The organism is Mesorhizobium sp. USDA 4132 (assembly GCF_056279545.1).
The window spans coordinates 1,181,542-1,204,805 of record NZ_JBWCCP010000001.1 but is presented as its reverse complement, the minus strand read 5'-3'; the positions used below and the strand labels follow the sequence as shown (position 1 = coordinate 1,204,805).

29 protein-coding genes are annotated in these 23,264 nt (G+C 62.5%); 16 read left to right on the top strand and 13 right to left on the bottom strand.

Going from position 1 to position 23,264, the window contains the following annotated elements:
• The first annotated feature begins 46 nt into the window (after nucleotides 1–46).
• Nucleotides 47–736: a helix-turn-helix transcriptional regulator gene (locus ACZ9IU_RS06225; RefSeq protein ID WP_038541006.1), complete on the top strand. Its 690-nt coding sequence runs from the start codon at nucleotides 47–49 to the stop codon at nucleotides 734–736.
• Nucleotides 737–832: 96 nt separating this feature from the next.
• A complete protein-coding gene (locus ACZ9IU_RS06220; protein ID WP_038541003.1) occupies nucleotides 833–1,477 on the top strand; it encodes a ThuA domain-containing protein in 645 nt (214 codons plus the stop codon).
• 2 nt (nucleotides 1,478–1,479) lie between these two features.
• Here ACZ9IU_RS06220 and ACZ9IU_RS06215 read toward each other — a convergent pair whose 3' ends face one another.
• The 4 genes from ACZ9IU_RS06215 to ACZ9IU_RS06200 all read right to left on the bottom strand — a co-directional run bounded on the left by ACZ9IU_RS06215 (nucleotide 1,480) and on the right by ACZ9IU_RS06200 (nucleotide 3,845).
• The gene (locus ACZ9IU_RS06215; protein WP_038540999.1) at nucleotides 1,480–2,322 is read right to left on the bottom strand and encodes a metallophosphoesterase; all 843 of its coding nucleotides are present in this window, start codon (nucleotides 2,320–2,322) and stop codon (nucleotides 1,480–1,482) included.
• 70 nt (nucleotides 2,323–2,392) lie between these two features.
• Nucleotides 2,393–2,644: a type II toxin-antitoxin system Phd/YefM family antitoxin gene (locus ACZ9IU_RS06210; protein ID WP_244447482.1), complete on the bottom strand. Its 252-nt coding sequence runs from the start codon at nucleotides 2,642–2,644 to the stop codon at nucleotides 2,393–2,395.
• A gap of 115 nt (nucleotides 2,645–2,759) precedes the next feature.
• A complete protein-coding gene (locus ACZ9IU_RS06205) occupies nucleotides 2,760–3,131 on the bottom strand; it encodes a nuclear transport factor 2 family protein (protein ID WP_038540993.1) in 372 nt (123 codons plus the stop codon).
• A 111-nt stretch (nucleotides 3,132–3,242) separates the two neighbouring features.
• Nucleotides 3,243–3,845 carry a superoxide dismutase gene (locus tag ACZ9IU_RS06200; protein ID WP_038540989.1) on the bottom strand — a complete coding sequence of 201 codons (603 nt, stop codon included), beginning with the start codon at nucleotides 3,843–3,845 and terminating at the stop codon, nucleotides 3,243–3,245.
• Between the two features lie 189 nt (nucleotides 3,846–4,034).
• On the opposite strand from ACZ9IU_RS06200, the gene ACZ9IU_RS06195 reads away from it, so the two are divergent.
• The 4 genes from ACZ9IU_RS06195 (at nucleotide 4,035) to ACZ9IU_RS06180 (ending at nucleotide 5,981) form a co-directional block, all read left to right on the top strand.
• Nucleotides 4,035–4,349 carry a hypothetical protein gene (locus ACZ9IU_RS06195; protein ID WP_038540986.1) on the top strand — a complete coding sequence of 105 codons (315 nt, stop codon included), beginning with the start codon at nucleotides 4,035–4,037 and terminating at the stop codon, nucleotides 4,347–4,349.
• Between the two features lie 166 nt (nucleotides 4,350–4,515).
• Nucleotides 4,516–5,247, top strand: coding sequence for a sulfite exporter TauE/SafE family protein (locus ACZ9IU_RS06190; protein WP_038548900.1), 732 nt, complete (start codon nucleotides 4,516–4,518; stop codon nucleotides 5,245–5,247).
• A 174-nt stretch (nucleotides 5,248–5,421) separates the two neighbouring features.
• Entirely contained in the window at nucleotides 5,422–5,667 is a 246-nt protein-coding gene (locus ACZ9IU_RS06185) for a ribbon-helix-helix domain-containing protein (protein ID WP_244447481.1), read from the top strand.
• Nucleotides 5,664–5,981 (top strand): type II toxin-antitoxin system RelE/ParE family toxin, encoded by a 318-nt coding sequence (locus ACZ9IU_RS06180; RefSeq protein WP_038540980.1) that lies wholly within the window; start codon nucleotides 5,664–5,666, stop codon nucleotides 5,979–5,981. The genes ACZ9IU_RS06185 and ACZ9IU_RS06180 overlap by 4 nt, the downstream gene beginning before the upstream one ends.
• 36 nt (nucleotides 5,982–6,017) lie before the next feature.
• On the opposite strand, the gene ACZ9IU_RS06175 is transcribed toward ACZ9IU_RS06180, so the two are convergent.
• Nucleotides 6,018–6,902 carry a branched-chain amino acid aminotransferase gene (locus tag ACZ9IU_RS06175; protein ID WP_038548897.1) on the bottom strand — a complete coding sequence of 295 codons (885 nt, stop codon included), beginning with the start codon at nucleotides 6,900–6,902 and terminating at the stop codon, nucleotides 6,018–6,020.
• A 193-nt stretch (nucleotides 6,903–7,095) separates the two neighbouring features.
• Here ACZ9IU_RS06175 and tam point away from each other — a divergent pair, with 193 nt between their 5' ends.
• Nucleotides 7,096–7,866, top strand: a complete 771-nt coding sequence (gene tam, locus ACZ9IU_RS06170) for a trans-aconitate 2-methyltransferase (RefSeq protein ID WP_038540977.1) — start codon at nucleotides 7,096–7,098, stop codon at nucleotides 7,864–7,866.
• Between the two features lie 29 nt (nucleotides 7,867–7,895).
• On the opposite strand, the gene ACZ9IU_RS06165 is transcribed toward tam, so the two are convergent.
• Both ACZ9IU_RS06165 and ACZ9IU_RS06160 read right to left on the bottom strand, forming a co-directional pair.
• Nucleotides 7,896–8,042 (bottom strand): hypothetical protein, encoded by a 147-nt coding sequence (locus ACZ9IU_RS06165; RefSeq protein WP_157885083.1) that lies wholly within the window; start codon nucleotides 8,040–8,042, stop codon nucleotides 7,896–7,898.
• A gap of 20 nt (nucleotides 8,043–8,062) precedes the next feature.
• Nucleotides 8,063–8,950, bottom strand: a complete 888-nt coding sequence (locus ACZ9IU_RS06160; protein WP_038548894.1) for an alpha/beta fold hydrolase — start codon at nucleotides 8,948–8,950, stop codon at nucleotides 8,063–8,065.
• A gap of 239 nt (nucleotides 8,951–9,189) precedes the next feature.
• Between ACZ9IU_RS06160 and ACZ9IU_RS06155 the strand changes: the two genes are divergently transcribed.
• Both ACZ9IU_RS06155 and ACZ9IU_RS06150 read left to right on the top strand, forming a co-directional pair.
• The gene (locus tag ACZ9IU_RS06155) at nucleotides 9,190–9,912 is read left to right on the top strand and encodes a gamma-glutamylcyclotransferase (protein ID WP_038540974.1); all 723 of its coding nucleotides are present in this window, start codon (nucleotides 9,190–9,192) and stop codon (nucleotides 9,910–9,912) included.
• A 311-nt stretch (nucleotides 9,913–10,223) separates the two neighbouring features.
• Nucleotides 10,224–10,883, top strand: coding sequence for a glutathione S-transferase family protein (locus tag ACZ9IU_RS06150; protein ID WP_038540972.1), 660 nt, complete (start codon nucleotides 10,224–10,226; stop codon nucleotides 10,881–10,883).
• Nucleotides 10,884–10,908: 25 nt separating this feature from the next.
• Here the strand turns inward: ACZ9IU_RS06150 and ACZ9IU_RS06145 are convergent, their stop codons facing one another.
• Entirely contained in the window at nucleotides 10,909–11,244 is a 336-nt protein-coding gene (locus tag ACZ9IU_RS06145) for a hypothetical protein (RefSeq protein ID WP_038540969.1), read from the bottom strand.
• A gap of 110 nt (nucleotides 11,245–11,354) precedes the next feature.
• Nucleotides 11,355–12,248 carry a LysR family transcriptional regulator gene (locus ACZ9IU_RS06140; protein WP_038540966.1) on the bottom strand — a complete coding sequence of 298 codons (894 nt, stop codon included), beginning with the start codon at nucleotides 12,246–12,248 and terminating at the stop codon, nucleotides 11,355–11,357.
• A 382-nt stretch (nucleotides 12,249–12,630) separates the two neighbouring features.
• Between ACZ9IU_RS06140 and ACZ9IU_RS06135 the strand changes: the two genes are divergently transcribed.
• From ACZ9IU_RS06135 to ACZ9IU_RS06115, 5 genes are all read left to right on the top strand, one after another.
• Nucleotides 12,631–13,827 (top strand): MFS transporter, encoded by a 1,197-nt coding sequence (locus ACZ9IU_RS06135; protein ID WP_038540963.1) that lies wholly within the window; start codon nucleotides 12,631–12,633, stop codon nucleotides 13,825–13,827.
• 24 nt (nucleotides 13,828–13,851) lie between these two features.
• The gene (locus ACZ9IU_RS06130; protein WP_038540960.1) at nucleotides 13,852–14,889 is read left to right on the top strand and encodes an aldo/keto reductase; all 1,038 of its coding nucleotides are present in this window, start codon (nucleotides 13,852–13,854) and stop codon (nucleotides 14,887–14,889) included.
• Nucleotides 14,890–14,994: 105 nt separating this feature from the next.
• Nucleotides 14,995–15,822: an aldo/keto reductase gene (locus ACZ9IU_RS06125; protein ID WP_038540958.1), complete on the top strand. Its 828-nt coding sequence runs from the start codon at nucleotides 14,995–14,997 to the stop codon at nucleotides 15,820–15,822.
• A 104-nt stretch (nucleotides 15,823–15,926) separates the two neighbouring features.
• On the top strand, nucleotides 15,927–16,205 hold the full coding sequence (locus ACZ9IU_RS06120; protein WP_038540953.1) for a BrnT family toxin: 279 nt from the start codon (nucleotides 15,927–15,929) through the stop codon (nucleotides 16,203–16,205).
• Nucleotides 16,159–16,413 carry a BrnA antitoxin family protein gene (locus tag ACZ9IU_RS06115; RefSeq protein WP_038540950.1) on the top strand — a complete coding sequence of 85 codons (255 nt, stop codon included), beginning with the start codon at nucleotides 16,159–16,161 and terminating at the stop codon, nucleotides 16,411–16,413. Before ACZ9IU_RS06120 ends, ACZ9IU_RS06115 begins: the two co-directional genes overlap by 47 nt.
• A 36-nt stretch (nucleotides 16,414–16,449) precedes the next feature.
• Here ACZ9IU_RS06115 and ACZ9IU_RS06110 read toward each other — a convergent pair whose 3' ends face one another.
• From ACZ9IU_RS06110 to ACZ9IU_RS06100, 3 genes are all read right to left on the bottom strand, one after another.
• Nucleotides 16,450–17,523 (bottom strand): magnesium transporter CorA family protein, encoded by a 1,074-nt coding sequence (locus ACZ9IU_RS06110; protein WP_038548891.1) that lies wholly within the window; start codon nucleotides 17,521–17,523, stop codon nucleotides 16,450–16,452.
• A gap of 303 nt (nucleotides 17,524–17,826) precedes the next feature.
• Nucleotides 17,827–18,111, bottom strand: coding sequence for an acylphosphatase (locus tag ACZ9IU_RS06105; RefSeq protein ID WP_038540947.1), 285 nt, complete (start codon nucleotides 18,109–18,111; stop codon nucleotides 17,827–17,829).
• A 174-nt stretch (nucleotides 18,112–18,285) separates the two neighbouring features.
• Nucleotides 18,286–18,675, bottom strand: a complete 390-nt coding sequence (locus tag ACZ9IU_RS06100; protein WP_038540944.1) for a hypothetical protein — start codon at nucleotides 18,673–18,675, stop codon at nucleotides 18,286–18,288.
• A gap of 318 nt (nucleotides 18,676–18,993) precedes the next feature.
• On the opposite strand from ACZ9IU_RS06100, the gene ACZ9IU_RS06095 reads away from it, so the two are divergent.
• Nucleotides 18,994–20,565 (top strand): helicase HerA-like C-terminal domain-containing protein, encoded by a 1,572-nt coding sequence (locus ACZ9IU_RS06095; protein ID WP_038540938.1) that lies wholly within the window; start codon nucleotides 18,994–18,996, stop codon nucleotides 20,563–20,565.
• 360 nt (nucleotides 20,566–20,925) lie between these two features.
• Here the strand turns inward: ACZ9IU_RS06095 and ACZ9IU_RS06090 are convergent, their stop codons facing one another.
• Entirely contained in the window at nucleotides 20,926–21,231 is a 306-nt protein-coding gene (locus tag ACZ9IU_RS06090; protein WP_038540935.1) for an alkylphosphonate utilization protein, read from the bottom strand.
• A gap of 425 nt (nucleotides 21,232–21,656) precedes the next feature.
• Here ACZ9IU_RS06090 and ACZ9IU_RS06085 point away from each other — a divergent pair, with 425 nt between their 5' ends.
• Nucleotides 21,657–23,177: an ABC-F family ATP-binding cassette domain-containing protein gene (locus ACZ9IU_RS06085; protein WP_038540932.1), complete on the top strand. Its 1,521-nt coding sequence runs from the start codon at nucleotides 21,657–21,659 to the stop codon at nucleotides 23,175–23,177.
• Nucleotides 23,178–23,264 lie beyond the last annotated feature (87 nt).

Below are 23,264 nucleotides of genomic sequence, written 5' to 3'. Positions count from 1 at the left end.
ACAACGTGTTGTCAGTAGCGATCGTCTGCCCACAAGGAAACCCGACATGCGCAAGGCCTCGCGCCTGTTCGAGATCATCCAGATCCTCCGGCTTGCCAGCAAGCCGGTGACGGCGGCGGAGATCGCCTTGCAGCTGGAAGTCACCGTGCGCTCCATCTACCGGGATATCGCGGCGCTTCAGGCGATGCGGGTGCCGATCGAAGGCGGGCGCGGCATCGGTTATATCCTGCGCCCCGGTTTCACGCTGCCGCCGCTGATGCTGTCGATCGAGGAGACGGAGGCGATCGTGCTGGCGCTCGCGCTGCTGGAACGGACCGGCGACACGGAGCTGCGGCAGGCGGCCAAGCAGGTGAACCGCAAGATCGCCGCCGTAGTGCCGGCGCCGCTTGCCGGCACGTTTTCCGCCAATGCGCTGCATGCCTGGGGCTCGGTCGCACCGGTGCCGGACGCGCTTGACCTGGCGATGGTGCGCCGGGCGATCCGCGACGAACAGAAGCTGGCGCTCGACTACCGCGACGAATATGGCCGTGCCACGGAACGGACGATCCGGCCGGTGGCACTGATCTATTATTCACAGACAGCCAATATCGTCGCCTGGTGCGAACTGAGGCAGGCGATCCGCAATTTTCGCGCCGACCGGGTGGAGCATTGCGAACTGGCGGAAGATTTCTTCCGTGGCGAAGGCGAAAAACTGCGGTCGCTGTGGGTTCAGGGCTGGAGCAGTCCGCCGATGTGACCGCCCCGTGACCTTCGCCCTCCCCTGACAGCCGGCGGCTTTGTCCCTATGGTGCGCCCGCTTCGTCAGGAATCAGCAGGGCATGGGAGACATCGAATGCGCAAGGCCATCATCGTCTGGGGCGGATTGAAGATCCATGAGCCGGAGGAATGCGCAGGCATTACCGGCGACATCCTTCGCGAGGACGGTTTTTCGGTCGAGATAACGGGCGATCTCGGCATCTTCGGTTCCCAGACCATCGCCGCTGCCGACCTGCTGGTGCCGATCATTACCGGCGAAAAGCTGGAAAGGGTGGATGCCAATGCGCTTGTCGAGGCGGTGCGCGGCGGGCTTGGGCTTGGCGGCCACCACGGGGCGCTTGCAACCTCCTTCAAGGAGAGTGCTGCCTTCCGTTACCTTGCCGGGGTCACCTGGGTGGCGCATCCCGGCAATATCATCGACTATCGCGTCAACGTCACTCGCCCCAACGATCCGGTGATGCAGGGCATTGCGGATTTCGACTACCGGTCGGAGCAGTATTACCTGCATTACGACCCGTCGGTCGAAATCCTCGCGACGACGACCTTTACCGGCGAATATGACGAGGCGGTGCGCAACGTGACGATGCCGGTCGTGTTCAAGCGCCATTTCGGCAAGGGACGGATCTTCTATTCGGCGCTCGGCCATGTAGCGGCGGAATTCGAACATCCGCAGATGCGCGGCATCCTGCGGCGCGGGCTTTCCTGGGCGGCGCGCGGCTGAGCCTAGAGAGCGAGGGTGCGGCTTTCCTCGCGGCCATGGCCGATGATCTCGATGCGGTCGGCAAAGATCTCGACGACGGCAAAGGTATTTTCCGCCTGCGTATCGACCATGCCCTTGAAGTTGACGTACCAAGTGTTTCCGGTACGGCCGAGATTGCCCACATGGTTATGGCCGTTCAGATAGGCGATCACGTTGCCGGAGCGGGCGAAGAGATCGGTCAGCCGCTCGGCACCCCAGAGATTGTGCTCGTTTTCGGGGTAGAGCGGATAGTGGCCCATGACCACGACCTTCTCGTCCGCAGCACTTGCCCGCGCAAGCACCGCCTCCAGCCAGCCGAACTGCTCGTCGCCGATGCCGCCGTTCCATTCCTTGGCGTTGATCGCGCCTTCGGTAAGCAGTGTTTCCAGCCGCCGCTGCGCCAAAGCGTGGCGCGGCTGGTCTCCCGGTGTTGAAAACAAGCTGATCTCGTTGCCGTCGATCACTACGAAGCGAACGCCGTCGCGGGCAAAATCGTGCCAGGCGGCCGGCATGCCGAGCCGTTTGTGAACATCGCCGAGCTGCGCCGGCGCGACGAAGAAATCGTGGTTGCCCGGCATCAGAAAACTCTCGTGGCGCAGGCCCTGATAGACGGCAAGCACTGGGTCGTAGCTCTCCCAGCCCCGGTCGATGAGATCGCCGAGCGTCACCACGAAGGAGAGATCCTCGCCGTTCAGCACGCCGATCGCCTGGCGCAGCTTGTCGAGGCTGTTGGCGTAATAACGGTCCATCTCCAGCCATGGCGGCAGGTCGGCATATTGCGGATCGGCGATCACGCCGAAGCGGAGAAGCGGTTTTTCGTGGGGCATTTTCGCGGAGGTAATAGGTGGCTGTGACAGGCGTGTGACGCCCTGGCATTCGTATCAACAAGGAAACCCGTTAAAGATCGGCCTCACGGCTCGGGGAGGAATTTCTGGTAAAGACATCGTCATCGATGTCGGCATCAAGGTGAAAATTCCGGAGATACCGGACGAGATTGGAGCCATCCTCCGGCACGGCTTTCCCGGCGACCTCAGCGGCTTCGAGGCTGACGATCACCGCCGCCGGCTTTTCATGCTGGGTCATTGTTACGAATTCGCCAGCATCCGCCTGATCGGCAAAGCCGGAAAGGCCCGCCTTGACATTCTTCAAGCTGACATCCGGCAATTCAGCCTCCAAAATTGTTGCAAGAAGCCATTCTGGGTCTTTCCAATAAAAAATCCAAGTGGGAGCAGACCAAAGTCATCGCCATCCGGAAACCCGTCCTTCAAGCGATCACCGTTCCCTGGTGAAAGACGATCTTCCAGCCGGTCGCAGTGTTCCTCCAGAACGTGGAGCGCCGGCTGAGGCGGTCGGGCTCCTCCAGGGTATACGACAGATGATAGAGATCGTCGGCGAAGCGGCTGATGGTGAAATCCCGGCAAGGCCAGTTATGCTGTTCCTGTGTGCGGTATCGCTCAAGAAGAGTAGCGATGACGAAATCCCGGCCGTAGACCCTGCCGCTCGCGCCTATCTCCCAGAACGTCTCTTCGGTCATCGCCTCCAGTGCCTCCCGGCTGGTGCCGAATTTACGGTCATCGAAGATCGGCTCGCGGGCGGCGAGTTCCGCAAGGACCATCTCTATCGATTGCTCATCCATAACCTGCTCCCCTGCTGCTTTCCGTCCCGATGACGGAGTTCAAAAACAAAAAACACCCGGCGCCTTGCGACACCGGGTGTTCTCGAAAAGACCGACGATTAAGCCGCGCGATTACTTCGTGGCGGCTTCGTAGCGTTCGAGCACGTAATCCCAATTGATCAGGCTGTCGACGAAGGCTTCGAGGTATTTCGGGCGGGCGTTGCGGTAGTCGATGTAATAGGAATGTTCCCAGACGTCGACGCCGAGGATCGGCTCTGCGCCGTGAACCAGCGGGTTCTCGCCGTTCGGGGTCTTGGAGATGACGAGCTTGCCGTCTTTTACGGAAAGCCAGGCCCAGCCGGAGCCGAACTGCGTCGTGCCGGCGGCGATCAGGTCGGCCTTGAACTTGTCGTAGCCGCCAAGATCGGAGGCGACCGCCGCCTCGAGCTTGCCCGGCAGCTTGGTGCCGCCGCCGCCCTTCTTCATCCACTTCCAGAAATGGACGTGGTTGTAGTGCTGGGCAGCGTTGTTGAAGAGCCCCTGGTTGGTGCCGAAGGACTTCTTGACGACCTCCTCGAGCGACAGATCAGCCATGCCGGCTTCGGCAGCGAGCTTGTTGCCGTTGTCGACATAAGCCTTGTGATGCTTGTCGTGGTGGAATTCGAGCGTCTCTTTCGACATGAAGGGCGAAAGGGCTTCGTAGTCGTAGGGGAGTTCGGGAAGTTCGAAAGCCATTGGTCTACTCCTTGTTCGATAGCTACCTGGGTTCGGCAGATACCTGGGTAAAGCGTCGTGCGGGAACATAGGAGCGCAAGGCCCAAGAGGCAACGGTAACTTTGCCAAAAATCAAGCCAATCGGGTCAAGAACTTGCTGAAATTTCGAGATACAAGAAACGGGCCAGATCACGATTCGGAGCCCGTTTGATGAAGACCACTTTTGCTCTTGCCGCCGTCCTCCTCGCATCCGGCGTCACCGTTACGCACGCCGCCTCGGACGACGCCTGGTCCAACTTCCGCTCGGAGGTGGCCAAGGCCTGCGTGACCGCCGCCAAAGGGCTGATCGAGAACGGCAAGGCACTGGTCGATCCCTTCGGCAGCCAGAGCTACGGGCTCGCCATCGTCTCCGGCAAGGCGGTCGGCGCCAACGTGGCGATCAGCACGATCTGCGCCTTCGACAAGAAGACCCGCAAAGCCGAGATCGGCGGCCAGATCTCCGCAGACAAGCTGACGGTGAAATAGTCTCACCGGATCAGGCGGCGCAGATGCGCGACCACGACGATGGGCCGACAATTTTTCCGCTCGTCTGACGACCTTCCCGCGCGGGTAAAACGGGAACCTTTCTTCACGCCTGCGGATTGAAAGCGAACGCCCGTGGCAAAGAGGAGGCTGCATGTCGCTCGACTTCCTGACGTCTGATTTTCTGATCTTCGTTGCCATAGGCTTTTTCGCACAGGTCGTCGACGGGGCGCTCGGCATGGCCTTCGGGGTGCTGACGACCACCAGTCTGCTTGCCATCGGCGTCGCGCCCGCGGCCGCAAGCGCCATGACCCACGTGACGGAGTGTTTCACCACCGCCGCCTCGGGACTGTCGCATCTCTATAACCGCAATGTCGATTGGCGGCTGGTGGCAAGGCTTGCGCCGGCAGGTATGATCGGCGGGGCGATCGGCGCCTATGTTCTGTCGAATATCGACGGCAAGGCGATCGAGCCCTTCGTCTCGGTCTACCTGATCGCCATCGGCCTGTTCATCCTCTACAAGGCCTTTCAGCCGAAGTTTCCGCGCGACGTGCGCGACTGGATCGTGCCTTATGTCGGCGGCGCTGGCGGACTGCTCGATGCGATGGGCGGCGGCGGATGGGGGCCGATCGTCACCAGTTCGCTGCTCGGCCGCGGCCACGACGCGAAGAAGGTGATCGGCTCCACCAACCTCACCGAATTCGCCGTCACCATCCTGATTTCCGCAACCTTCATCATGGCGCTCGGCTGGTCGGAACTCTCTTCTGCCCTCGGCCTCATCCTCGGCGGCATCCTGGCCGCCCCGATCGGCGCCTTCATCGTCCGCTACCTGCCGGTCAAACCCCTGATGATCGCCGTCTCGATGATCATCATCGGCACGGCCGCGGTCCGGCTTGTGTGAGGGGAGGCATGGGAGGACACTGGACGCGGGCTTGCCTGCATCACCGTGCTCCCAACGGTCTAATAAACCCGGCGGCGAAATAGCGCCCCTTGCCCGATTGTGATAGGCTTGCCCGCGAACAGGAACCGACAGATGCGCCCGAACCGATCGATTACCATCTCCCTGCCGGAAGACATGGCCGAACTCGTCCAGAAGAAAGTCGCGTCCGGCGAATTTGCTGACGAAAGCGAGGTGGTCGCCGAAGGATTGCGGTATCTGGCGGACCATGATGCGGGCATAGAGAGCTGGCTGCGGGACGAGGTCGTGCCGGCGCTGAGAGCGCATGATGCCGATCCCAGCAGGGGGCGCACGATTGAAGAGACGAGAAAAGAACTTGAAGAATACATGCAGACCAGGGATCGAAGATCGATCGGTGCATGAAATATTCAGTCATCCTCTCCCTCGAAGCGCGTCTGGATCTGGCCGATCTGTTCGATTACCTGTCAGGCAAGACCGGAGATGATTTCGCGCGTGCTTATATCCGCAGGATCATTGACCATTGCAATGGCTTCAGCACTTTCCCCAAACGGGGAACCCTCCGCAACGACGTAGAGCCGGGCTTGAGGCTCGTGGGGTATCGCCGAAAGGCAACCATCGCCTTCCGCGTGGATGAGAATACCGTCACGATTGCTCGTATTCTTTATGGTGGCAAAAGCCTTACCGGCGCGGACGACGTCGAAGACGACGAATTCTAACTTATCGCCTGCCTCACACGCCGCCGCCTGGAGGTTTCAGGCCTCGTCGCCGGGGGAGCGGGCCCAGTCCATGTAGAGTTCCAGCGCCTTGCGGGCGACCGGGCCTTCCTGGAGCTGGCGTTCCTCGAAACGGTTGACCGGCACGATCTTGGAATAGTTGCCGGAGGTGAAGATCTCGTCGGCATCCATGAAATCCTCGACCGTCAGCGTCATCTCGCGCACGTCGAAACCGCCGAGGCGCAGGAGGTTGATGACGCGCGAGCGGGTGATGCCGGCAAGGAACGTGCCGTTGGCGACCGGCGTCATGATCACCCCGTCCTTGACCATGAAGATGTTCGAGGACGCGGTTTCGGCGACGTTGCCGTTCATGTCGCGGGCGAGCGCATTGTCGAAGCCGCGGTTGCGCGCTTCCATGATCATACGGCCGCTATTGGGATAAAGGCTGCCGGTCTTGGCGCCGGTCATCGCCACTTCCGGGTTCGGGCGGCGATAGGGCGAGACGGTGAGCGACGAGGGTTTGGCGGTCTGCATCGGCGCCTCGAACAGGCAGAGCGCGAAACGGGTCGATTCCGGATCGGCGGTGACGACGCTGTAGGGCATGCCGTGTTCCGACCAGTACATCGGCTTGATGTAGATCGCCGTCTTGCCGTCGAACTTCTTGACGCCTTCCCAGGCGAGCGCCTCGATCTCCTCGGGCTGCATCACCGGCTGCATGCCCATGTTCCTGGCCGAGCGGTTGACGCGCTGGCAATGCTGGTCGATGTCCGGCGCGATGCCATCGAACCAGCGGGCGCCATCGAACACGGTGGAGCCGAGCCACATGGCATGCGAGGTCGGTCCGATCAGCTTCGGATTGCCCTCCAGCCATTCGCCGTCCACGAACGTCCAGGTGGTGGTACGCGGGGCTGTGTTGACGGGCATGGCGATCTCCTTGGTCATTCCGGGGTCATTCGCGTGAGGCGCTTCAAAATTGAGGGTGAGTGAAGTCCGGGGCCGCCACCGAGGTCAAGCGATAATATGAGATGGATCATCACAAAAATTGATATTTTTGACCATGGAGACCGGGGTGCCGGAGTGGCATGTTTCAGCGAGACAAGATCGAAGGAAGCTGGAAATGGCATGGTCTGCGGAGCAATATGTGAAATTCGAGGACGAGCGGACGCGGCCGGCGCGCGATCTTCTGGCGCAGGTGCCGCTTGCCTCAGTGGCTCGCGCCTATGACCTCGGCTGCGGTCCGGGCAATTCTACGGAGCTGATCGCGGCACGGTTCGGGGCCGCCAATGTCACCGGCCTCGACAGTGACGACAACATGCTGACGGCGGCGCGCAAGCGCCTGCCCGGCACGCGGTTCACCAAGGCCGATCTGAAGACCTGGATCCCGGAGGAGCCGGCCGACCTGCTTTACGCCAATGCCGTCTTCCAATGGGTGCCGGACCATATTTCCGTGCTCGCCCGGCTGATGGACCACCTGGCGCCCGGCGGCGTGCTGGCCGTGCAGATGCCGGACAACCTCTCCGAGCCGAGCCATACGCTGATGGAAGAGACCGGTGCCGCCGGCCCGTGGAAGGCCGCTTTCGAAGGCGGCAGGGTGCGCCGCCCGGTCCTGCCGCCTCCGGCCGCCTATTTCGACCGGCTGATGCCGAAAGCCGTTCGCGTCGACGTCTGGCACACGGTCTATTACCACCCGCTTGGCGATGCGCCCGCGATCGTCGAATGGGTCAAGGCGACCGGGCTCCGCCCCTATCTCGACGCCGCCGGCCCTGCTCATGCCGAAGCCTTTGCGGCCGACTATACCGCCCGCATCGCCAAGGCCTACCCGCCGATGGTCGACGGGCGGGTGCTGTTGCGCTTCCCGCGGTTCTTCATCGTCGCAGTGAAAGCCTGAAGGGCGGTTTCAAGGGGTGCCCGGCAGCTTCAAGGCGTGCCCGGTGGCGGGGCCAGCGGGTTTTGCGCCTGGGGCTGCGTGACTTCGATCCGGCCGAGACCAGAATCATTCATCCAGATGATGCTGAGGACACAACCGACCAGGATCATCAGCACCGCGATAAAAAGCCAACGCATCAAAAACTCTCCCCCGGCCCTCAACCGGAATGTACCCGGCCAAGGAAGTCGCGGATGAGCGGGGCGACCTCGTCGAGATTGGTTTCCAGCAGCCAATGACCACCATCGAGAAGATGAAGTTCCGCCCGGGGCAGGTCGCGCAGGAAGGCGCGGGCGGATTTTTCCGGCATATAGCCGTCCTGGGGACCCCAGACGATCAGGGTCGGCGGCTGGCGATCGCGCAGATATTGCTGATAACGCGGAAACCAGGCGACGTTCTCGCGCAGCCCGGCGATGACATCGACCGCGATCTGCCGCCGCTGCTCGTCCATCAAGGCCCAATGCAGTTTCCAAAGGTCGGGCGGGATGCGTTCGGCGATCTCCGGCCGCACTTCGTTGAGAAACTCCTCCCTGAAACCCTCCTCGGTGACGGCGCCGGCGATCTTGCGGCGGCCTTCCTCTGTCGGGTTGCGCCAGAATTCCTGCAGGGCGGCATATTTGGGACCAAGCGCGTCCTCATAGATATCGCCGTTCTGGATGATCAGCGCGGCGATCTTCTCCGGGTGCCGGATCGCCAGGCGCAGACCGATCTGCGACCCGAAATCATGGAGGTAGAGCGCGAACCGGTCGAGACCGAGCGTTTGCGTGAACTCGTCCAGGAAGCCGGTGAAACCATCGAAATCATAGGCAAAGCCGGAGGGCGTGTCGGTATAGCCCGAGCCCGGAAAATCCGGCGCGACCAGATGCCAGCGATCGGCAAGCCGGGGCATCAATTCGCGGAATTCATAGGACGAGCACGGATAGCCATGCGGCAGCAGAAGCACGGGTGCACCGGCCCTGCCCGCCTCCCGGTAAAACACCTTGATGCCGTTGAGGTCGAGCCACTTGTGTTTTACCCGCATCCTCTCCCGGGGGGCTTCGGTGGTCATGTCCATGATCATCGCTCCTTGGCTGCCAGCCCTTCAAGAAAGGTTCATGCTGGAAATGTTCCGTGACCATTTCGTGGCACCAGGCCGACTTTTCGCATTGCGGTGACGTCGGTGGTTCTCCAGCTTGACGCACCCGGCCTGCAGCCGCAACGCAGCAAAATGGTTGACTCGGGCCGGTTCGGCTTGCACTCTCGACCCTTCCCGTTTTCGTCGTCCTGCCCGAAAAGCCGTTCGAAGCCATGCCGAAACCATCCACATTGTCGCTGACGCAGGACCTGGTCGACCTTTGCTTTCGCGAGGAGATCGATCCCGGGCAGCCGGCCACATGGGAGCCGCTGACCGACGACGATTTCATCGAGATCGCCGATCGGCTGGCCGCGGAAATCGGCGAGGATCCACTTTGGGTGTTTGCCTATGGCTCGCTGATCTGGAAGCCGGGCTTCGATAGCATCGCCTGCCAGCGGGCCGCCGCGTTCGGCTGGCATCGCTCCTTTTCGCTGAGAATCGAGCGCGGTCGCGGCTCGCCGGCACAGCCGGGGCTGATGATGATGCTGTCGCGCGGCGGCCGCTGCGACGGGGTGATCTACCGGGTGGCCGACGACGACAAGCGCGTCCAGATCGAAAAAGCACTGCGCCGCGAGGTCAGCCATCGCGACAGCCTCACCTCGTTCCGCTGGCTGCCGGTCCACACCCAGGCCGGAGAGACCGTGCGGGCGCTGACCTTCTGGGTCGGCGGCACCAGCAAGCGCATCGTCCGTCCGCTGCTGCCGCTCGACGAGGTCGCAAAGGTTCTGGCGCGCGCCTGCGGGCATCGCGGCTCGTGTGCCGAATATCTCTACAATACCGTCGTGCATCTCGCCGAATTCGGCATCCGCGACCGCAATCTCTGGCGGTTGCAGGAGATGGTGGCGAAGGAGATCCGGGCGATGCATGTGCGGGAGGCGGTTGTGGTCGGGGCGTGAGGCGGGAAATGGGAGAGGTCGGGCCGTGTCAGCCCCCCTCTGCCCTGCCGGGCATCTCCCCCACGGGTGGGGAGATTGGCTGGGCGCGCCGGCTTCCCCAAACAACAAGCGCGGCGACCCGGCGCACGGCAATTTGGCCGGATGAGCAAGCCGCTTGTGATCTCCCCACCTGTGGGGGAGATGCCCGGCAGGGCAGAGGGGGGCGATCTTGCTCGGCAGGAAATCATGTCAGCATAAACCAGTTGCAAAAAGCAATCAGCTGAGTTATTCCTAAACCAGTTTCAATTCGCAATCGGTTATGGGAGGCCGTCATGCGTCCGGTTCTGTATTCACATCCATTCTCGTCCTACTGCCAGAAGGTGCTGACCGCGCTCTATGAGAACGGCACCGACTTCGACACCCGCATGCTCGGGCCGGAGGATCCTTCAGCTTATCAGGATCTCTGCAGCATGTGGCCGGTGAAGCGTTTTCCGATCCTGATCGACGGGGAGAAACGGGTCTTCGAATCGTCGATCGTCATCGAATATCTCGACCAGCATTATCCCGGCCCGGTAAAACTAATCCCGGACGACGCGGACGCGGCGCTCGACGTGCGGACGATGGACCGCTTCTTCGACAACTACATTTCCACGCCGCAGCAGAAGGTCGTCTTCAACGCCATCCGCCCGGAAGAGAGCCGCGATCCCTATGGCGTGCAGGAAGCCCGCGACATGCTGGACGCCGCCTATGGCTGGCTGGACCAGCGCATGGCGGACCGGGAATGGGCGGCTGGAGAGGCGTTCAGCCTCGCCGACTGCGCCGCGGCGCCCGCCCTCTTCTATGCGGACTGGACGCACCGGATCGGCGAGCAGTTCGCCCATGTGCGGGCCTATCGCAAGCGGCTGCTCGCCCGACCGTCTTTTGCGCGCGCGGTGGACGAGGCCCGGCCTTACCGCTCGTTCTTCCCGCTCGGCGCACCGGATCGGGACTAGGATGGGTCACCGGCAGTAGCGGGCTTCAGAACATGCTGTCATTGGCGATCGGCAGACCGCGCATCGCAGCATAGACTCGCCACACCTCGTGGCGCAGGACTGCACTTGGGCGCACGCCGCCGCTGCCGTAGTTCTTGTATTTGTCGCGATAGGCTTCCATAAAAACCCTCACCGCCTCGATCACGTCGGCATGCAGCTCCGCCCTGCGGCGCAGCTCCTCCCGCTCGGAACGCAGGCTTTCAAAGTTCTGAACAAGCAGCAGCAGGTCCTCCATCGACATGGCGACATGCGAGCGATCGGCCGAACCGGCAGCCACCTCCGCCCGTATCCGGGCGATGATTTCATTCAGCTGGTCATTCATGGGATTAGATTCTCCTAATCCAGCCGATGTGGGTGGCAAAATTGACCAATGCAAGGCGAAACTGTGGCCTGAAAGACACGTTTGCCGATCAACGTGACCGGGGCGGTCTCTTAAAGTCGTGCCGCGATAAAGTCGATATAGGTGCGAATGCGCAGGGCGAGGTGCTCATGGCCGGCGTAAACGGCATGGATTTCCTCGATATCTTCGGGATTGAAATCCTCCAGAACCGGCACGAGCCGGCCGGCCTCGATATCCGGTTCCACATGGAACCGCCCGACCCGGCCGATGCCGAGATGATCCAGGCAGAACTGCCGGATGATCGAGCCGTTGCTCGCCTTCAGGTTTCCGGAAACCGGCAACAGCTCCCGGCTGCCGGTTTTCGGATCACGAAAAGGCCAGCCTTCGACCGCCCGCCGGAAATTAAAATTGATGCAGTTGTGATGGATGAGCTCGGCCGGCATTTTCGGGACACCGTGACGCTCCAGATAGCCGGGCGAGGCGATCACCACCTGGCGGCTCTCGCCGAGCTTTCGCGCCATCAGCGACGAATTGCGCATCGGCCCATGGCGGATGGCGATATCGACCCGCTCGCGGATCAAATCGACGATGTCGTCGGTCAGCGTGATATCGAGCTGAATATCGGGGAAAAGCTGCTGGAACTCGCAGGTGAGCGGCAGGACATAACGTTCTCCGAAGCCGACCGAAGCGTTAATCGACAGCGGCCCGCGCGGCAGCGTCCGCCCGCCGCCGGAGACCATTTCCTCCGTATCGGCGATCTCGGCCAGGATGCGCTGTGCCCGCGCCAGATAGGTCTCCCCCTCCGGCGTCAACTGCAACATGCGGGTGGAGCGGACCACGAGGCGGGTGCCGAGCCGGTCCTCCAGCCGGGTCACGAGTTTACTGACGGCGGAGGGGGAGAGCTTTAGCTTGCGACCGGCGGCCGAGAAGCTCTTCAGCTCGGCCGCCAGGGCAAACACTTCCATTTCACCGGCGCGGTTGTCCATTTGGGGCTCGCTTTCAGATTTCGATCATTTCGGTTGTGCCGCGGCGCCCCCCTCTGGCCTGCCGGCCATCTCCCCCACGGGTGGGGAGATCACAAGTGGCGCGATCGCCGCTTCCAGACGAGCGTCGTGCACTTCAGCCGGAAGCGCGCAGGATGAGACGCTGAATGTACGGCGGTGAGCAGGCGCCCAGCCAATCTCCCCACCCGAGGGGGAGATGGCCGGCAGGCCAGAGGGGGGCGGTCTTGCTCCACCATCAATGTCACCTGTGATTTCAATTCACAAATGATTATCCGCTTATGCGGCTACACAGGCAAGTCCGAGGCGACGATATTGCGCTGCATCAAATGCAATTCCTTCCTCCCAAGGACAAGGATCCAAGCCAATGCCTCTCGCTCTCTACGCGCTGACGGCCGGTGCCTTTGGCATCGGGGTCACCGAATTCGTCATCATGGGCCTGCTGATCGACGTCAGCAAAGATCTCGGCGTATCGATCTCGGCCGCCGGCCTCTTGATCTCCGGTTACGCGCTCGGCGTCGTCGTCGGTGCGCCCATCCTCGGCATGCTGACAGGCAAATGGTCGCGCAAGACCCTGCTGATGAGTCTGATGGTGGTGTTCACCGTCGGCAACCTCGCCTGTGCGCTGGCGCCCGACTACTGGACGCTGATGGCCGCCCGGGTGCTGACCGCGTTCGCGCATGCCTCGTTCTTCGGCGTCGGCTCGGTGGTCGCCACCAGCCTGGTTGCCCCGAACAAGAAGGCTTCGGCCATCGCCATCATGTTCACCGGCCTGACGGTCGCCAATATTCTCGGCGTCCCCTTCGGTACGTGGCTCGGCCAAGCCTATGGCTGGCGCTCGACCTTCTTTGCCGTCACCCTGATCGGTCTCGTGGCGCTCGCCGTGATCGCGCTGTTCGTCCCGAAGGACAAGGCTGCGGACAACCACGAAGAGAGCGCGCAGGGCGCGCTTGCCGTGCTCGGCCGCCGCTCGGTTCTGCTCGGGCTTCTGATCACCGTGCTGAGCTGGGTCGGCGTGTTTGCAGGCTTCACCTATATCGCCCCGATCCTCACGGAGATCACCGGCTTTTCGGAAGCCGCCGTTTCGCCGATCCTGCTTGTCTTCGGCGGCGGCCTGGTGATCGGCAATCTGGCCGGCGGGTGGCTTGCCGACCGTCATCTGGTGCCGACCATCGTCGCCAGCCTCATCGCGCTCTCCGCCGTGCTGCTGGCACTGACCGCCGCGATCCATCAGCCAGTGCTCGCCGTCATCGCCATCGGCCTGTTCGGCGCGGCTGCGTTCGCCACCGTCTCGCCGCTGCAGATGTGGGTGCTGCAGAAGGCCGAAGGCGCCGGCCAGGGGCTTGCCTCGTCGTTCAACATCGCCGCCTTCAACCTCGGCAATGCGATCGGCGCCTGGCTCGGCGGCGTGGTCATCGACCACGGCCCAGGTCTCGGCTCGGTCACCCTGATCGCCGGCCTGGTGCCGCTTGCAGCGCTTGCCGTCGCCCTCTTCGCCATCCGGCTGGACAAGCGCGAGACCGCCATCAGCGGCGCACCCGCCCTCTCCTGCCCGGCCGAATAACCGACACACCGAAGGATCACGACCATGGAATACCGCAATCTCGGACAATCCGGCCTCAGAGTGCCGGTCTTGAGCTTTGGAGCCGGCACGTTCGGCGGCTCCGGCCCGCTGTTCAGCCACTGGGGCACGACCGATGTCGAGGAAGCCCGCCGCCTCGTCGACATCTGCCTCGAGGCCGGCGTCAACCTGTTCGACACCGCCGACGTCTATTCGGCCGGTGCTTCGGAAGAAGTGCTCGGCCAGGCGATCAAGGATCGGCGCGACCAAGTGCTGATCTCCACCAAGGCCAGCTTGCCGACCGGCGACGGGCCGAACGACTGGGGCTCCTCCCGCTCCCGGCTGATCGGCGCGGTGGATGCCGCCCTGAAACGGCTCGGCACCGACCATATCGACATCTTCCAGCTGCACGCCTTCGATGCCTCGACGCCGGTCGAAGAGGTCGTCTCGACGCTCGACCAACTCGTGAAGGATGGCAAGCTGCGCTATATCGGCGTCTCGAACTTCTCCGGCTGGCAGATCATGAAATCGCTCGCCGCCGCCGAGAAACATGGCTGGACGCGCTATGTCGTGAACCAGGTCTATTATTCGCTGGTCGGCCGCGACTACGAATGGGACCTGATGCCGCTTGGGCAGGACCAGGGGCTTGGTGCGCTGGTCTGGAGCCCGCTCGGCTGGGGACGCCTCACCGGCAAGATCAGCCGCGGCAAGCCGCTTCCGGAAGGCAGCCGCCTGCATGAGACAGCGGATTTCGGCCCGCCTGTCGAAGACGAGCTGCTCTACCGGGTGGTCGATGCGCTGCAGGTGGTGGCGGACGAGACGGGCAAGACGGTGCCGCAGGTGGCGATCAACTGGCTTGTCAGCCGCCCGACCGTCTCCTCGGTGATCATAGGCGCCCGCAACGAGGAACAGCTTCGCCAGAATCTCGGGGCCGTCGGCTGGTCGCTGACACCGGAGCAGATCGCCAGGCTCGATGCGGCAAGCACTGTCACCGCCCCCTACCCGCATTTCCCCTATCGGCGCCAGGAAGGCTTTGCCCGCCTTAACCCGCCCATCGCCGGCTGACGCTACCCGAAAACTCGGGTGGTTGATCCGTCACAGAATCGGTCCATGTAATACGGGCCTCATTTGGCCCGGCCGTTTGCCGGGCTTTCCCTTCAGGAGTTCAATATGTTCACAGTCAGCGCCAATGGCGCCAACATTCCCGCCCTCGGTTTCGGCACCTTCCGCATGCCCGACGAAGACGTCGCCCGCGTGCTGCCGGAGGCCCTGAAGCTCGGTTTCCGCCATGTCGATACCGCGCAGATCTACAAGAACGAGGCAGCCGTCGGCGATGTGCTTTCCAAGTCCGGCATCCCGCGCGCCGACATCTTTCTCACCACCAAGGTCTGGGTCGACCGCGTCGGCCATGACGCCTTCATCGCCTCGGTGGACGAGAGCCTGGCCAAGCTGAAGACCGACTATGTCGACCTGCTTCTCCTCCACTGGCCGCAGAGCGAAATGCCGCTCGCCGACCGCATGGGTGCGTTGAACGCGCTTAAAAAGGCTGGCAAGGTGAAGAATATCGGCGTCTCCAATTTTTCCGTCGCGCTGATCGCCGAAGCGGTGAAGCTCTCGGATGCACCGCTTGCCACCAACCAGGTGGAATACCATCCCTATCTCGACCAGACGAAGGTTCTGGCCGAAGTCGCCGAGCACGGCATGTCGCTGACCGCCTATTACCTGATGGCGAACGGCGCGGTGCCGGGCGACGCAGTCTTGAAGGATATCGGCGCCAAGCACGGCAAGACGGCCGCGCAGGTGACGCTGCGCTGGGCCATCCAGCAGAAGGACGTGATCGCGCTTTCCAAGACCGCGACCGTTTCCCGCCTGCCGGAAAACTTCGACGTGTTCGATTTCGCGCTGGCGGAAGACGAGATGCAGGCGATCCACGCGCTTGCCAAGCCGACTGGCCGTATCGTCAACCCGGGGCATCTGGCCCCGGAATGGGATAATTGATCTTCGCTGACAAGCTGACAAAATGCGCCGGAAATCTCCGGCACATTTTTATTGCAATAAAGCCGATGAGGATTGAAGAACCCCTATTTTTGTAGTAACAATAAATGGCTATCATATTTGATCCGGCAAAACGTCTTCTCACCGTTGAACAGCGGGGGCTCGATTTTGCCGACGCGGGCAAAGTCTTCGACGGCTCTCATCTGACGATCGAAGACGACCGGATCGATTATGGAGAAGCGCGCTATTTCACCGTCGGCTTTCTGGACGAACGCATGGTGGTTTTTGTCTGGACACCGCGGGGAGACGACCAGCGCATTATCAGCATGAGGAAAGCCAATGACCGAGAGCAAAAAGCTTATGGCCCACGACTCGCTGGCCATTGAGGATGACGCGCCGGATTTGACGGAAAGCCCGTGGGCCGAAAAGCTGACGTCGGCACCGGTCGTCCGTGGCCGTCCCAAAAGCGAGCAGACCAAGGTGTCGACGACGATCAGGCTGGACGCAGATGTGTTGGAAGGTTTCAGAGCCGGTGGACCGGGCTGGCAGTCCCGTATCAACGACGTCCTGAAGGCATGGCTCGCCAGGAGATGAGAAAGGCCCCCGGAAACATCCGGAGGCCTTCCCTGGTCACAGCCACCCCTTCCGCTTGAAATACAGATACGGCAGGACCATCGAGACGATCATCATGGCAATCGCCATATGGTAGCCGTAGGTCCATTGCAGTTCCGGCTGGTTGGCGAAGTTCATGCCGTAGATCGAAGCGACCAGGGTCGGCGGCAGGAAAACGACGGAGGCGACCGAGAAAATCTTGATGATCTGGTTCTGTTCGAGATTGATCAGCCCGAGCGTCGCATCCAGCAGGAAATTGATCTTGCCGGACAGGAAGGCGGAATGATCGCCAAGCGACGTGGCGTCCCGCTGCAGCAGTTTCAGCCGCTGGCGCAGTTCCTTGGTCAGCTTGCGATCGACGCCGTCGAGCGCCGCATAATAAGCCACGACTCGGCTGACGCTGACAAGGCTTTCGCGCACGACGGTGATGAACTCACCCTTCTGACCGACCTCGCGGATGAGGTCCTGCAGGTCGCGCGTCTTCGCGTTGGCCTTGGCGGCCTTGGTCGAGAAGACCTCCTGGGAAATCTGGTCGATCTCGGTGCCGAGCCGTTCCAGCGTATCGGCCATGCGGTCGATGATCGCCTCGATCAGCCCCGTCATGATCAGTTCGCCGTAGCTGCAATGCAGGCCCGTTCCGTTCGGCTTGCGGGCGCGCGCCATGAAGGCATCGAAGGGGCGCGGCTCGGCATAACGGACAGTGACCAGGACCTGGCCCTTGACGATGAAGGTGACGGGAACCTTTCGCGGCGTGCCGGCATCGGGCCTGGTCAGCACCGTCATGGTCATGAACTCGGCGCCGTCCTCCTGATAGAGGCGGGCGGAAAGCTCGATGTCCTCCATCTCGTCCATGGTCGGCACGGTGATGCCGAGATACTCGCCGACGGCGCGTTCTTCCTCGGACGTGGGGCTGACAAGGTCGTACCAGACGATGGGAGGCTTTGCGGGAGCGGGCGTTGCAAGGCCGGACGTTGCAAGGTCGGACGTTACGGGTGCCGACACGTCGGATGCCTCCGGCGCTGCGGCAACAGCCGGCACATCGGACGCGACGGAAACAAGGCGATCAAGGTCGTAGGCATGGATGCGCAGCATGACGGCTCCTTTTTGGACCATCGGTCCCTTCGGAGCGCGCATCCTTATCGAGAAGGACTAGAGCCCCGGAGGAACGGGTCGGTATGATGACGTCGAACTTCGACTGTCGGGGTTCATCTCAATTGTCCTTTGAAAGAGTGGCGCCCGGTCGGGCGTCACTTCGCTTTTGGAAATGTGCCTTAAAGGATGAAAAGTCAATGGCTTTTCTGTCGCAGCCGCTGCCGAAACAACTGCCGCCCCGTTGGGACGGATAACCGCGGAAGATCGGCCACCGAGAACCGGAAAACCGGGCGATCGGCCGGGTCATCTGGTGATCCGGAAACCGACCGGTTTTTCCGCGAGCGTCGCCGGTTGCCGCTCCGCACCGGAGATCGACGCGCCGGGCGGACCGTGCCGGAAACGCTCGAGCATTTGCGATATGCTGGCGGGCGATCCCGCGAGCAAAGCAAGGACGGAACCATCCGGCTCATTGCGGACCCAGCCCGTCAAACCCAGCTGTTCCGCCTCCTCACGGGTCCAGGCACGGAAACCGACGCCTTGCACCCTTCCCGTTATCCGCACCATGGCGGCCTCGTCGTGATCGGACATGGCAACCTCCCATCCTGGGTTACTCTCATTGACATGGAGAGTGCTAAGCCGAGGACAAGCCTGCAGGGGCGCCGACGGCATCCGCTTGGCCGCTCGCCGGCCTCATTGCTTCGGATAAGACAAAAAAGCCGCCGACCTCGCGGCCGACGGCTTAAAAAAGTCGAAGGAGGCAGATCAGACGAACTGCGACAGGCCCGGAACCGAAGCGATGACCGTATCGACCACTTCGTCGCCGGCGTGTTCGCGGGCGACCGCCATGGTTTCCTTGGCAAGGCCGGTGATCTCGCCCATGCCGAGACCTTGGCTCATCAGCTGCTGGCCGAGCGCCATGACGCCGCCGCCGAAGCTTGCCATCAGGCCGCCGAGAAGACCGCCGCCGCCCGCACCTTCGCCGTTGAACTTGGCGACCAGATCGGAAGCGCCTGGGATCGCCTCGATCATCTTGGCAACCGCGCCGTCATCGGCCTCGCGCTGCAGGAAACCGAGCATCATGCCGATCGCCTTTTCGGCGACGTCAGGGGCAATGCCGACATTCTCGGCGACGCGGGAAACCAGTTCGTTCATCAATCTCTCCTGAAGGTTTTGACGTTCACGTCAACGTAAAACAACCATCCAATAAACTCAAGCCACGGGGGCTTTGCAATTTTCACGGCGGATTCGACGCTCAAGCGTTGTTGCCAGTCCGCTGCGAGCTTATAAAAGCTTTGTGAGAGCATTGCGATGGGCGAATGAAACGCATCGCAGGCCCGCAAAACGCTTGCCGACCTGAACGGCTCTATCCTTTTGTTTTCATGCGATGCCGGGCGGGAAACCGCTTCACACTTTTCCTGGAATTGCTATTAAGGACGGATAGCCGCACGAATTTGCAGGGAATGGAACCGAATGGACGATACGGGAAAGCTCTTCATCGGCGGCAGCCGCAAGCCGGACGATTCGCTCAACAAGGCTGAATATCTGGAACTGAAGTTCGGCAACCGCCACGGTCTCGTCACCGGCGCCACCGGCACCGGCAAGACGGTGACCCTGCAGGTGCTCGCCGAAGGTTTTTCGAAGGCCGGCGTGCCCGTCTTCGCCGCCGACATCAAGGGCGACCTTTCCGGAATCGCCATGAAGGGCGAGGCCAAGGATTTTCTCCTGAAGCGCGCCGAGCAGATCGGTTTCCAGGATTACGAGTTCGAACAGTTTCCGGTGATTTTCTGGGATCTATTCGGTGAAAAGGGCCATCGGGTGCGCACCACCATCGCCGAGATGGGGCCGCTGCTGCTGTCGCGGCTGATGGATGCGTCCGAGCCGCAGGAAGGCGTCATCAACATCGCCTTCAAGATCGCCGACAAGGCGAACCTGCCGCTGCTCGACCTCAAGGATTTCGCCTCGCTGCTGAACTATATGGCGGACAATGCGGGAGAGCTGTCTTCCCAGTTCGGGCTGATCTCGAAAACCTCGGTCGCATCGATCCAGCGCGGGCTGCTGGTGCTGGAACAGCAGGGTGCCGAGCACTTCTTCGGCGAACCGGCGCTGAAGATTTCAGACATCATGCGCACCAACCCGAACACCGGCTACGGGCAGATTTCGGTGCTTGCCGCCGACAAGCTGATGATGAACCCGAGGCTTTACGCGACCTTCCTTCTGTGGCTGCTCTCCGAACTGTTCGAGGAACTGCCGGAAGTGGGCGATCCGGAACAGCCCAAGCTGGTATTCTTCTTCGACGAGGCGCATCTGCTCTTCAACGACGCGCCAAAGGTGCTGACCGAGCGCGTCGAACAGGTCGTGCGCCTGATCCGCTCCAAGGGCGTCGGCGTCTATTTCGTCACCCAGAACCCGCTCGACGTGCCGGAAACCGTGCTCGCCCAGCTCGGCAACCGGGTGCAGCACGCGCTGCGCGCCTATACGCCGCGCGAACAGAAGGCGGTAAAGACGGCGGCCGATACGTTCCGCCCCAACCCCGATTTCGACTGCGCCACGGCGATCACCAATCTCGGCACCGGCGAGGCGCTGGTCTCGACGCTCGAAGGCAAGGGTGCGCCTTCGATCGTGGAACGCACGCTGGTGCGTCCGCCATCCGGCCGCATCGGCCCGCTTTCCGACCAGGAACGGCAGGCGGTGATGGACAAGAGCCCGGTGCTCGGCCTCTATGACGAGGACCTCGACCGCGAATCCGCCTTCGAAATCCTCGCCGCCCGCGCCAAGCAGGCCGCCGATACCGCCGCCGCCAGGAAGGCGCAGGACGAGCTGCAGGCCGCACCGCCCGCCGGTTCCGGCGAGACGACCGGCTGGACCCTGCCGGGCTTCGGCGGCAAGGACGACGACAACGACCAGAACCGCGCCCAGCCGCGCCGCTCCGGTTATCAGCGCGAAACGATCATCGAAGCGGCGATGAAGAGCGTGACACGGACGGTTGCGACGCAAGTTGGCCGGGCAATCGTGCGCGGGATCTTGGGGAGCTTGAAGCGGTAGGGTTCGCCGGGCTAATTCGCGGGGAGGCTTGTCGGATTTCGGTTGCTAGTTGGCTGTCGCGCCCGTGATACCCCCCTCTGCCCTGCCGGGCATCTCCCCCTCAAGGGGGGAGATCGGATGGGGCTTGCACCGTGCCCCAATCAAGGTCGAGAGCGGGAGCCGACACACTGTCGCCCTAGGCTGATGCGCTCGGGCCGAAGCTAATACGCCTTGGTCCGGGCTGATGCGCTGTCGCCCAAGAGAGAATTCGGAGCCCGCCTCTGGCCGATCTCCCCCCTTGAGGGGGAGATGCCCGGCAGGGCAGAGGGGGGTGCCCCGGAGCGCAACGAAGCCTACCGCGGCCGGCATCGACCTCAATCATCACCGCTTACGCACGAACTCCGTCCGCAACACCAGGCCCTTGATCGCCTCATGCCGGCAGTCGATTTCTTCGGGGTTGTCGGTCAGCTTGATCGACTTGATGACCGTGCCCTGCTTCAGGGTCTGGCCGGCGCCCTTGACCTTGAGGTCCTTGATCAGGGTGACGGAATCGCCATCCTTGAGGACGGTGCCGGAGGCGTCGCGAACCTCGGCGGCACCGGCACCTGCGGCCGCAGCCAGTTCGGAGGCCGGGCGCCATTCGCCGGTCGCTTCGTCATAGACGTATTCGTCATCATCGCCAGCCATCGGCGTCGCTCCTCAAAATCAACAATTCGCCAGTCGGCGATGGCCGCTTATAACAGCCGAACCGCCCTGAGCAAGCTCCGCGGCAATATGCCGGCCTGGTATGGTCCGGTTGCATTCGCCTGAGTGCGATGGTATTTCGCCAATGTGCTTTTCAAGAGAAAGGAGGGTCACGTGCACAATTTCTATTTCCGGTACTACCGGACGCGTGGTCCCGTCGACGCCCTGCAAATGCGTTTGCAGGGCTGACCAGAGGCCGTTTCTCTTAAAATACACCTTCCTGGTCTGCCCTTCGTGGCCCGCAGCGCCGAGCGCCCGCTCGTGCATAGCTGCGATTTCCGAACACGCTGCAAAATGTGCATGACATCGACGATGGCCGCGAGTGCCCGCGATGTCCTGTGTCTGCAAGCCAAGACCAGAGAACGTCAATGAGCCTCATCAACATCCGCAACCTTGGAATCACCCTGTCCAGCCCGCTGTTTTCCGGGCTCAACCTCAGCATCAATGCCGGCGACCGGATCGGTATCGTCGCGGCCAACGGGCGCGGTAAGTCCACGCTCTTGAAATGCATCGCCGGCACGCTCGATGCGAGCGAGGGCGAGATCACCAGAAGCCGGGGACTGACGATCGGCATGGTGGAGCAGAATGTGCCGCCTGCCCTGATGCAGGCGAGTTTTCGCGAGGCCGTGCTCCAGGCGCTGCCGGCGGATCAGATCGACAGCGAAAGCTGGCGTGCCGATGTAGCGCTTGAAGGGATGGAGGTGCCGGAGGAGTTGCGCGAACGGCCCCTTTCCGCGCTGAGCGGCGGCTGGCAAAGGCTGGCGCTGATCGCGCGGGCCTGGGTGACCGAACCGGACGCGCTGCTGCTCGACGAGCCGACCAACCATCTCGATCTTGCCAAGATCGCGCTTCTTGAAGACTGGCTGAACGCGCTCCCCCGCGACATGCCGGTGATCCTGTCGAGCCACGACCGCGCCTTCCTCGACAGTGTGACCAACCGCACGCTTTTCCTGCGGCCGGAAAACTCCCAGGCGTTCTCCCTGCCCTATTCCCGGGCGCGGGCAGCGCTCGACGAGGCGGATGCGGCGGATGCGAAGCGCTACGAACGCGACATCAAGACGGCCGACCAGCTGCGCCGGCAGGCGGCGAAGCTGAAGAATATCGGCATCAATTCGGGCAGCGACCTGCTGGTGGTCAAGACCAAGCAGCTGAAAGAACGGGCCGAGAAGCTGGAGGACGCGGCAAGGCCGGCGCATCTGGAACGCTCCGCCGGCGCCATCCGCCTCGCCAATCGGGGTACCCGTGCCAAGGTGCTGGTGACGCTGGAGGATGCGGCGGTGACGACGCCGGACGGCACGGTTCTGTTCAAAACCGGCAAGCAGTTCATCTGCCAGGGCGACCGGATCGTGCTGCTCGGCCGCAACGGCACCGGCAAGACGCGGCTGGTGACGATGCTGCGTCGGGCGATCGCCGAGCCCGCCGTGACAATCGCCGGCATCAAGGCGACGCCGACGCTGATCCTCGGTTACGGTGACCAGTCGCTCGCCGACCTCGACGACCGGCAGACGCCGCACGAAACGATCATCCACCGGTTCGACATCGGCGACCAGAAGGCCCGCTCACTGCTCGCCGGCATCGGCATCACGGTGGAGATGCAGGCAAGGCCGGTCGGAGAACTCTCGGGCGGGCAGAAGGCGCGGCTCGGCCTCTTGGTGCTGCGGCTGCGGGAGCCGAATTTCTACCTGCTCGACGAACCGACCAACCACCTCGACATCGATGGGCAGGAGGCACTCGAAGGCGAGCTGATGGCGCATCAGGCAAGCGGCCTGCTGGTCTCCCACGACCGCAGTTTCGTGCGGGTGGTTGGCACCCGTTTCTGGCAGGTGGAAGGCCGGCAGCTGATCGAGGTGGAGGGGCCGGAGAGCTTCTTTACGGCGAGCCGTGGCTGACTCGATAGAAATTGCTCCTCACCCTTTTCCCGCTCGCGGTAGGGCGATAGCATGTGAGGGGACGACGGTGCGTGGAGCCCCTCCCCC

What these genes read in the sequence shown, in the direction of transcription:
- ACZ9IU_RS06225 (WP_038541006.1), top strand. Translation starts at nt 47, where the DNA reads ATGCGCAAGGCCTCGCGCCTGTTCGAGATCATCCAGATCCTCCGGCTT.
- ACZ9IU_RS06220 (WP_038541003.1), top strand. Translation starts at nt 833, where the DNA reads ATGCGCAAGGCCATCATCGTCTGGGGCGGATTGAAGATCCATGAGCCG.
- ACZ9IU_RS06215 (WP_038540999.1), bottom strand. Translation starts at nt 2,322, where the DNA reads ATGCCCCACGAAAAACCGCTTCTCCGCTTCGGCGTGATCGCCGATCCG.
- ACZ9IU_RS06205 (WP_038540993.1), bottom strand. Translation starts at nt 3,131, where the DNA reads ATGGATGAGCAATCGATAGAGATGGTCCTTGCGGAACTCGCCGCCCGC.
- ACZ9IU_RS06200 (WP_038540989.1), bottom strand. Translation starts at nt 3,845, where the DNA reads ATGGCTTTCGAACTTCCCGAACTCCCCTACGACTACGAAGCCCTTTCG.
- ACZ9IU_RS06195 (WP_038540986.1), top strand. Translation starts at nt 4,035, where the DNA reads ATGAAGACCACTTTTGCTCTTGCCGCCGTCCTCCTCGCATCCGGCGTC.
- ACZ9IU_RS06185 (WP_244447481.1), top strand. Translation starts at nt 5,422, where the DNA reads ATGGCCGAACTCGTCCAGAAGAAAGTCGCGTCCGGCGAATTTGCTGAC.
- ACZ9IU_RS06180 (WP_038540980.1), top strand. Translation starts at nt 5,664, where the DNA reads ATGAAATATTCAGTCATCCTCTCCCTCGAAGCGCGTCTGGATCTGGCC.
- ACZ9IU_RS06175 (WP_038548897.1), bottom strand. Translation starts at nt 6,902, where the DNA reads ATGCCCGTCAACACAGCCCCGCGTACCACCACCTGGACGTTCGTGGAC.
- tam (WP_038540977.1), top strand. Translation starts at nt 7,096, where the DNA reads ATGGCATGGTCTGCGGAGCAATATGTGAAATTCGAGGACGAGCGGACG.
- ACZ9IU_RS06165 (WP_157885083.1), bottom strand. Translation starts at nt 8,042, where the DNA reads ATGCGTTGGCTTTTTATCGCGGTGCTGATGATCCTGGTCGGTTGTGTC.
- ACZ9IU_RS06160 (WP_038548894.1), bottom strand. Translation starts at nt 8,950, where the DNA reads ATGACCACCGAAGCCCCCCGGGAGAGGATGCGGGTAAAACACAAGTGG.
- ACZ9IU_RS06155 (WP_038540974.1), top strand. Translation starts at nt 9,190, where the DNA reads ATGCCGAAACCATCCACATTGTCGCTGACGCAGGACCTGGTCGACCTT.
- ACZ9IU_RS06150 (WP_038540972.1), top strand. Translation starts at nt 10,224, where the DNA reads ATGCGTCCGGTTCTGTATTCACATCCATTCTCGTCCTACTGCCAGAAG.
- ACZ9IU_RS06145 (WP_038540969.1), bottom strand. Translation starts at nt 11,244, where the DNA reads ATGAATGACCAGCTGAATGAAATCATCGCCCGGATACGGGCGGAGGTG.
- ACZ9IU_RS06140 (WP_038540966.1), bottom strand. Translation starts at nt 12,248, where the DNA reads ATGGACAACCGCGCCGGTGAAATGGAAGTGTTTGCCCTGGCGGCCGAG.
- ACZ9IU_RS06135 (WP_038540963.1), top strand. Translation starts at nt 12,631, where the DNA reads ATGCCTCTCGCTCTCTACGCGCTGACGGCCGGTGCCTTTGGCATCGGG.
- ACZ9IU_RS06130 (WP_038540960.1), top strand. Translation starts at nt 13,852, where the DNA reads ATGGAATACCGCAATCTCGGACAATCCGGCCTCAGAGTGCCGGTCTTG.
- ACZ9IU_RS06125 (WP_038540958.1), top strand. Translation starts at nt 14,995, where the DNA reads ATGTTCACAGTCAGCGCCAATGGCGCCAACATTCCCGCCCTCGGTTTC.
- ACZ9IU_RS06120 (WP_038540953.1), top strand. Translation starts at nt 15,927, where the DNA reads ATGGCTATCATATTTGATCCGGCAAAACGTCTTCTCACCGTTGAACAG.
- ACZ9IU_RS06115 (WP_038540950.1), top strand. Translation starts at nt 16,159, where the DNA reads ATGACCGAGAGCAAAAAGCTTATGGCCCACGACTCGCTGGCCATTGAG.
- ACZ9IU_RS06110 (WP_038548891.1), bottom strand. Translation starts at nt 17,523, where the DNA reads ATGCTGCGCATCCATGCCTACGACCTTGATCGCCTTGTTTCCGTCGCG.
- ACZ9IU_RS06105 (WP_038540947.1), bottom strand. Translation starts at nt 18,111, where the DNA reads ATGTCCGATCACGACGAGGCCGCCATGGTGCGGATAACGGGAAGGGTG.
- ACZ9IU_RS06100 (WP_038540944.1), bottom strand. Translation starts at nt 18,675, where the DNA reads ATGAACGAACTGGTTTCCCGCGTCGCCGAGAATGTCGGCATTGCCCCT.
- ACZ9IU_RS06095 (WP_038540938.1), top strand. Translation starts at nt 18,994, where the DNA reads ATGGACGATACGGGAAAGCTCTTCATCGGCGGCAGCCGCAAGCCGGAC.
- ACZ9IU_RS06090 (WP_038540935.1), bottom strand. Translation starts at nt 21,231, where the DNA reads ATGGCTGGCGATGATGACGAATACGTCTATGACGAAGCGACCGGCGAA.
- ACZ9IU_RS06085 (WP_038540932.1), top strand. Translation starts at nt 21,657, where the DNA reads ATGAGCCTCATCAACATCCGCAACCTTGGAATCACCCTGTCCAGCCCG.